5 protein-coding genes and 1 tRNA gene are annotated in these 5,349 nt (G+C 70.3%); 2 read left to right on the forward strand and 4 right to left on the reverse strand.

The window, feature by feature from the left end; genetic code table 11:
- Positions 1 to 121 precede the first annotated feature (121 nt).
- Together DQW06_RS14140 and DQW06_RS14145 are read right to left on the reverse strand one after the other, a co-directional pair.
- Positions 122 to 194 (reverse strand) — tRNA-Glu (locus DQW06_RS14140).
- 96 nt (positions 195 to 290) lie between these two features.
- The gene (locus DQW06_RS14145; RefSeq protein WP_117198610.1) at positions 291 to 1,835 is read right to left on the reverse strand and encodes a metallophosphoesterase; all 1,545 of its coding nucleotides are present in this window, start codon (positions 1,833 to 1,835) and stop codon (positions 291 to 293) included.
- A 97-nt stretch (positions 1,836 to 1,932) separates the two neighbouring features.
- Here DQW06_RS14145 and DQW06_RS14150 point away from each other — a divergent pair, with 97 nt between their 5' ends.
- Positions 1,933 to 2,283: a metallopeptidase family protein gene (locus DQW06_RS14150; RefSeq protein ID WP_013155455.1), complete on the forward strand. Its 351-nt coding sequence runs from the start codon at positions 1,933 to 1,935 to the stop codon at positions 2,281 to 2,283.
- 334 nt (positions 2,284 to 2,617) lie between these two features.
- Positions 2,618 to 3,922, forward strand: coding sequence for an MFS transporter (locus DQW06_RS14155; RefSeq protein ID WP_013155456.1), 1,305 nt, complete (start codon positions 2,618 to 2,620; stop codon positions 3,920 to 3,922).
- 137 nt (positions 3,923 to 4,059) lie between these two features.
- Here the strand turns inward: DQW06_RS14155 and DQW06_RS14160 are convergent, their stop codons facing one another.
- Together DQW06_RS14160 and DQW06_RS14165 are read right to left on the reverse strand one after the other, a co-directional pair.
- A complete protein-coding gene (locus DQW06_RS14160; protein WP_013155458.1) occupies positions 4,060 to 4,320 on the reverse strand; it encodes a PspC domain-containing protein in 261 nt (86 codons plus the stop codon).
- A 315-nt stretch (positions 4,321 to 4,635) separates the two neighbouring features.
- Positions 4,636 to 5,250 (reverse strand): TetR/AcrR family transcriptional regulator, encoded by a 615-nt coding sequence (locus DQW06_RS14165; RefSeq protein ID WP_013155459.1) that lies wholly within the window; start codon positions 5,248 to 5,250, stop codon positions 4,636 to 4,638.
- Positions 5,251 to 5,349 lie beyond the last annotated feature (99 nt).

Here is a 5,349-nt window from a genome sequence, read left to right on the forward strand (position 1 = left end):
GGTGGCGAGCACTCCTAACTGCTCCACAGGACCTTGTTCAGTTGTCGCACCGGGCCTGGGCCCCGTGCTCTCGCTGCGGTTCTCATTCTGCCAGATGTCCGGGAGTGCTCGAACCGCCTCGTACCCCCAACGGGATTCGAACCCGCGCTACCGCCTTGAAAGGGCGGCGTCCTAGGCCGCTAGACGATGGGGGCCCGTGTGACACGTCAAGCATAGGGGAGATTCGCAACCAACACCAAAGTGATAAGCGCGGCCAGTCGTCACCTCCTCCACCTGCGCTGACGCGCGGGTCAGGGAGTCCGCTGCCCGTCGCTGGCCTCCTCCGCGGGTTCCTCCTCCGGTTCCTCGGAGGGTTCGCCCACCGGGCGCTGCGGGTCGGTCTCGATGTGCCGCTCGACCTGTGCCGACGTCAGCCCGATGCCGCCCAGGTCGATGTCGTCGCGGGCCTGGAGGCGCCCGGTCTCGGCGTCGAAGTACAGCACCGACGCCTGGTAGGGGGTCGGGCGGCCGGGCCCGTGGTCCAGCCCGCGCAGACCGGCCCCTCCGGTGGACCCCTGCACGAGGAACCTGGTGCCCAGGTCGGTCAGCTCGGTGGACCTCAGGTGGTCGTCGCCCGTCAGCACCAGCGGCACCACCCCGTCGAAGGCCTCCGCCTGCGTGCGCGTGTGCATGACGACCACGTCCACGTCCTCGCGGGAGTCGACCACCTCCCCGGCCTCCTCCTCGCCCCGGGCGGCCACCTCGGAGGCGTCGGGGTTGAGCCGGGTCGCGTCCGGGACGTAGCGGGGGTCCCCCGACCCGTAGAAGGTCAGGCCGCCCACCTCCTGGACCTCGCCGTCCAGCACGACGGCGTTCTCCTGCGCCGCGACCGCGCGCTGCGTCCCCATGGAGTCGTGTCGGCCGCGCACCCACACGTACGGCACGTCCAGTTCGCCGATCTCGTCGGCGAAGGCGTCCTCGGCCGCGCTCCCCCGGTCGGTGAGGTCGCCCGAGTCCACGACCATGTCCGCCCCGTACTGCTCCCGGAGCGTGCGGATGATGCTCCACGAGGCCGGGTTCAGCTGGATGTCGGACACGTGCAGCACGGTGATGACCGACTCGTCCTTCTCGTACACGGGGAGGGTGGAGGTCGCCTCGTAGATCATCGCGACGTTGCCGACCAGCCCGGCCAGCTGTTCCTGGTACTGGCTGAACCGGCCCACCACCTCCTCCGCGCTGCCCACCACCTGCGGGGCACCCGCGATCAGCCCGGTGTAGCGGGGCTCGGCGATGGCGCTGGGGTTGAAGGTGTTGGCGGCCACGGCCCCGGAGGCCACGAGCACGCCCAGCGACACCAGGGCGCTGGCCAGGGCCCGCCACACGTCGCGGAAGAGCAGCAGCCCCACCACGGCGGCCCCCAGGGCCGCGGCGAGCACCGCGCGCACCAGCAGGCCGATCACACCGGCGCGCAGGTCGGAACCGATCCCCGCGGCCATGCGGTTGATCGCCTCGGGGTCGGCGAACACCTCCTCGGCCGCGGACAGCCGGATGTTGGAGATCCTCGCCTCCAGCTTGATCGGGGCGCTGTGGGTGTCGAAGGCCAGCTGCCCCAGCGGGGCCACGTCGACGACCGTCTCACCCCGCCACTGGGGGCTCAGGCTCATCGTGACGTCCGCGGGACCGATGGGGGTGACCACCTGGCCGCCCAGGGCCAGGCCCAGCCAGCCGCCGACCAGGCCCGCGACGACGACGCACCCCCACCGCCACGCGCGGCCGGAGCGCAGCCGGTCGAAGGTGCCGCGGAGCCGTCGGAGGGCTCCGCGAAGGTCGTATCCGCGGATCGCTTCCCAAGACAACACACCCCCATCATGCCCCTCCCGGGGAGACGTTCCCGTGTTTCATCCCCTTCGAGAGTGTTATGTCGCTTCCGGCGCGTCGCGGGGAGGCAGCACAATGGCAGGTGTGGTGGAACTGACGCGCAGGGACTTCGAGGAACTGGTCGCCGACGCCCTCGACCAGATCCCGCCCGAGCTGGCGCAGCTCATGGACAACGTGGTGATCACCGTCGAGGACGAGTCGCCGGAGGGGCTGCTCGGCCTGTACGAGGGCATCCCGTTGACCGAGCGGGGCGACTCCTACTTCGGTGTGCTCCCGGACCAGATCTTCATCTACCGGCGCAACATCTGCGCCTTCTGCGAGACCCCCGAGCAGGTGGTGGAGGAGGTGCTCGTGACAGTGGTCCACGAGATCGCCCACCACTTCGGGATCGACGACTCCCGTCTGACCGAGCTCGGCTGGGGCTGAGCCCGGGACTCCCCCGGCCCCCAGCCCCCGGGTCGCGGTCTCCTTCGAATCACGCTTTTCGTCACTCTTCGCACATGTGAATCCACATTATGCTCATCAACAACATTCCGGCACAGCGGTACGTCTCCGCGCGCACGCGCCGCGAGCAGTGGAAACAATCCGTCCAAGGCGACCTGACAACACGGACGAATCCACCCGGCATTCCTTACCCACAGCAACGAATCAGACACGAATTTCCCCAAACGGCTTGCGACGAAGCTCACCATCCGGAACTGTTGGTTATTGGGACACGACACAGCGTGATTACAACCCTGTAACAGTAAGGGAGTGCCGGGTGGCCAATCCGCGCCTCGACAACACACCTGACAACGGAGACCACGAGTCTTCGAGCGCCCCCAACAACGACGACTGGCGGAGCAGCTACCGCGACGTCATGGCGATCGCCGAGTTCCGGTCCGTCTGGCTCGCCCACGCGCTCTCGGTGATCGGCACGAACCTGCTGAACATCGCCACCAGCGTGCTCGTCTTCCAGATCACCGGCTCCGCGCTGGCCGCGGGCGTCACCCTTGCCCTGACCTTCCTGCCCCCGGTCATCAGCCCCCTCATCTCCGGACTCGCCGACCTCCTGCCGCGCCGCCGCGTCATGATCGCCTGCGACCTCGCGCGCGCGGCCGTGATCGTGCTCATCGGCATCCCCGGCATGCCGATCTGGGCCGTCTGGATACTGCTCTTCTGCTCGGTGGTGCCGTCGGTCCCCTTCGCCGCGGCCCGCGCCGCGATGATGGCCGAGATCGTCCAGGGCGAGCGCTACGTCGCCAGCACGGCCATCATCCAGCTCACCTCGCAGCTGGGCATGCTCGCCGGTCTGGTCGCCGGCGGCCTGATCGTCGCCGCCATCGGCCCCAACATCGCCGTGATGTCGACCGGCGTCCTCTTCGTGCTGTCCGCGCTCGTCGTGCTGCTGGGTGTGGCCGCGCGTCCGGCTCCCCGCGGGGAGCGGTCGGAACGCCCGGGGTTCGTCGCCATGACCCGCGACGGGGCCAAGCTGGTCTTCGCCGACCGCAGGCTGCGCACCCTGGCGCTGCTCGCCTGGCTCGCCGGCCTGTACGGCATCCCCTACGGGCTCGCCAACCCGATGGCCGAGGAGATCGGCGCCGGAGCGGCGGCGGCCGGGTTCATCATGGCGGGCTCGGCGATCGGCGGGTTCGTCGGCGGGTTCGTCCTGACCCGGTTCGTCCCGCCGCCCGTCCGCATGCGCCTGCTCGGCCCGCTGGCCGTCCTGGCCTCGGCGCCGCTGCTGCTGTGGCTGACCGAACCGCCGCTGTGGCTGATGGTGTCCGCCCTCGCGCTCTGCGGCGTCGCGGGCTCCTACCAGTTCGTGGCCAACGCGGCGTTCGTGCTGTGCGTGCCCAAGGAGGGCCGCAGTCTGGCTTTCGGGCTGGTCGCGGCCGGGCTCCAGGCCGCCCAGGGCGTGGGCATCCTGGTCGCCGGGTTCTTCGCCGAGAAGTTCGGCACCGGTGTCGTCATCGCCGCGGCCGGCGCCCTCGGCGTGGTCTGCGCGCTGCTCCTGGCCCTGCCGTGGTCGCGGATGGCCGGCGAGACCATCGACCGGATGAACGCGACCGGGGGCGGCGCCTAGGACCCCCAGCGCACCGTGTCCCTAGCGCTCCTCGCCGCGCTCCGCGGGGGCTTCGCGGGTCTGCTCGACCTCGCGCTCCTCCCGCGGGGTGCGCAGCTCGCGTCGCTTCCAACCCGGTTGTGCTCTGAGGGTCCACATCAGCTCTGGCTCGGCTTTCCCTGGAAGTTGCGGATGATCTGCTCCAGCAAGGAGCGCTTCTCGTTCTCGGCCGGCATGATCAGCCAGGCCAGGATGTAGACGAAGACGCCGCTGAACCCGAGGACCGTCAGGACCACGAAGACCAGGCGGACCAGCGTGGAGTCGACGTTGAGGAACTCGGCGATCCCCCCGCAGACGCCGGCGAGGTAGCGGTCGCTCCCACTGCGTCGGAAGCGCTTGCTCTGGAAGTTCTGGTTCATGTCTCCACCCTGCCCCCTCCTGACGACGATTCCCATCCGGGACAGCCCTGGGCGTCCCCTGACATCCCCCCGAGCCCTCGGAAGGGGCCGGGCACGGGGTGCCGGCCCGCTCCGCAGGGGTTGGACGCGGACCGGGGCGCACGGCGTTCCGGCCGGGCGCTGAGGCGTGGGGCACACCGCGGGCGCTGAGGCGTGGGGCACACCGCGGGCGCGGACCGTGCCGCCGGAGGGGTCGGGCCCGGATCCCGGATCGGGGTCCGGCCCCGGGAACCGGGCGCGGAGCCGGGCGACGCGGGGTTCGGGCGAGGGCCCCGCTCAGTCAGCGGTCCCGGACCGCCCGTAGACCTCGCCCAGGAAGCGGAAGTCGGTGCGAAGGCTGGCGCGGACGTCCGACGCCTCCTCGTTCTCCGAGAAGCGCAGACGCCTCATGGTGTGGCGCATCACCGCCATGGCCGCCGCCGCGACCACGACCGAGCGGTCGTCCTCGGCGGGGACGCCGGTCCGCTCGGCGATGGTGGCGGCGAGCTCCGTCTCCACGGTGTGGAAGCGGGCGAGCACCCTGGGGACGAGCTGGGGCTCGCGGTCCATGAGCTGTTTGCGCAGGCGCATGTCGTCGCGCTGGGTGTCGAGGTCGTCGGTGCTGACCAGGAACGCGATCAGCATGGTGATGAGGTCCTCGACGAAGTCACCGGTGGGGCCGCCCTCCGCGAACTGCCTGCGCATGTCCTCGTCGGGGCACCGCGGGACCTCGCCCAGGAGGGCGTCCTCCTTGGTGGCGAAGTAGTTGAAGAACGTCCGGGTGGAGACGTCGGCCTCGGCAGCGATCTCCTCGACGGTCACGTTCTCCAGGCCGCGCTCCAGCGTGAGGCGGACGGCCGCGTCCTGGAGGGCACGGCGCGTGGCCTGCTTCTTGCGTTCGCGAAGCCCCAATGGTCCTCTCCCGTACAAGGTAGATCCTTGCAGTCCATGCAAAGTTTCCCACAAGTATCCCCCAGGAACGGCGAACACGCGCGCCGGAGGGCGCGCCCC

Origin of the sequence: Nocardiopsis sp. TNDT3 (assembly GCF_003427465.1) — a bacterium.
Lineage (GTDB): Bacteria > Actinomycetota > Actinomycetes > Streptosporangiales > Streptosporangiaceae > Nocardiopsis > Nocardiopsis dassonvillei.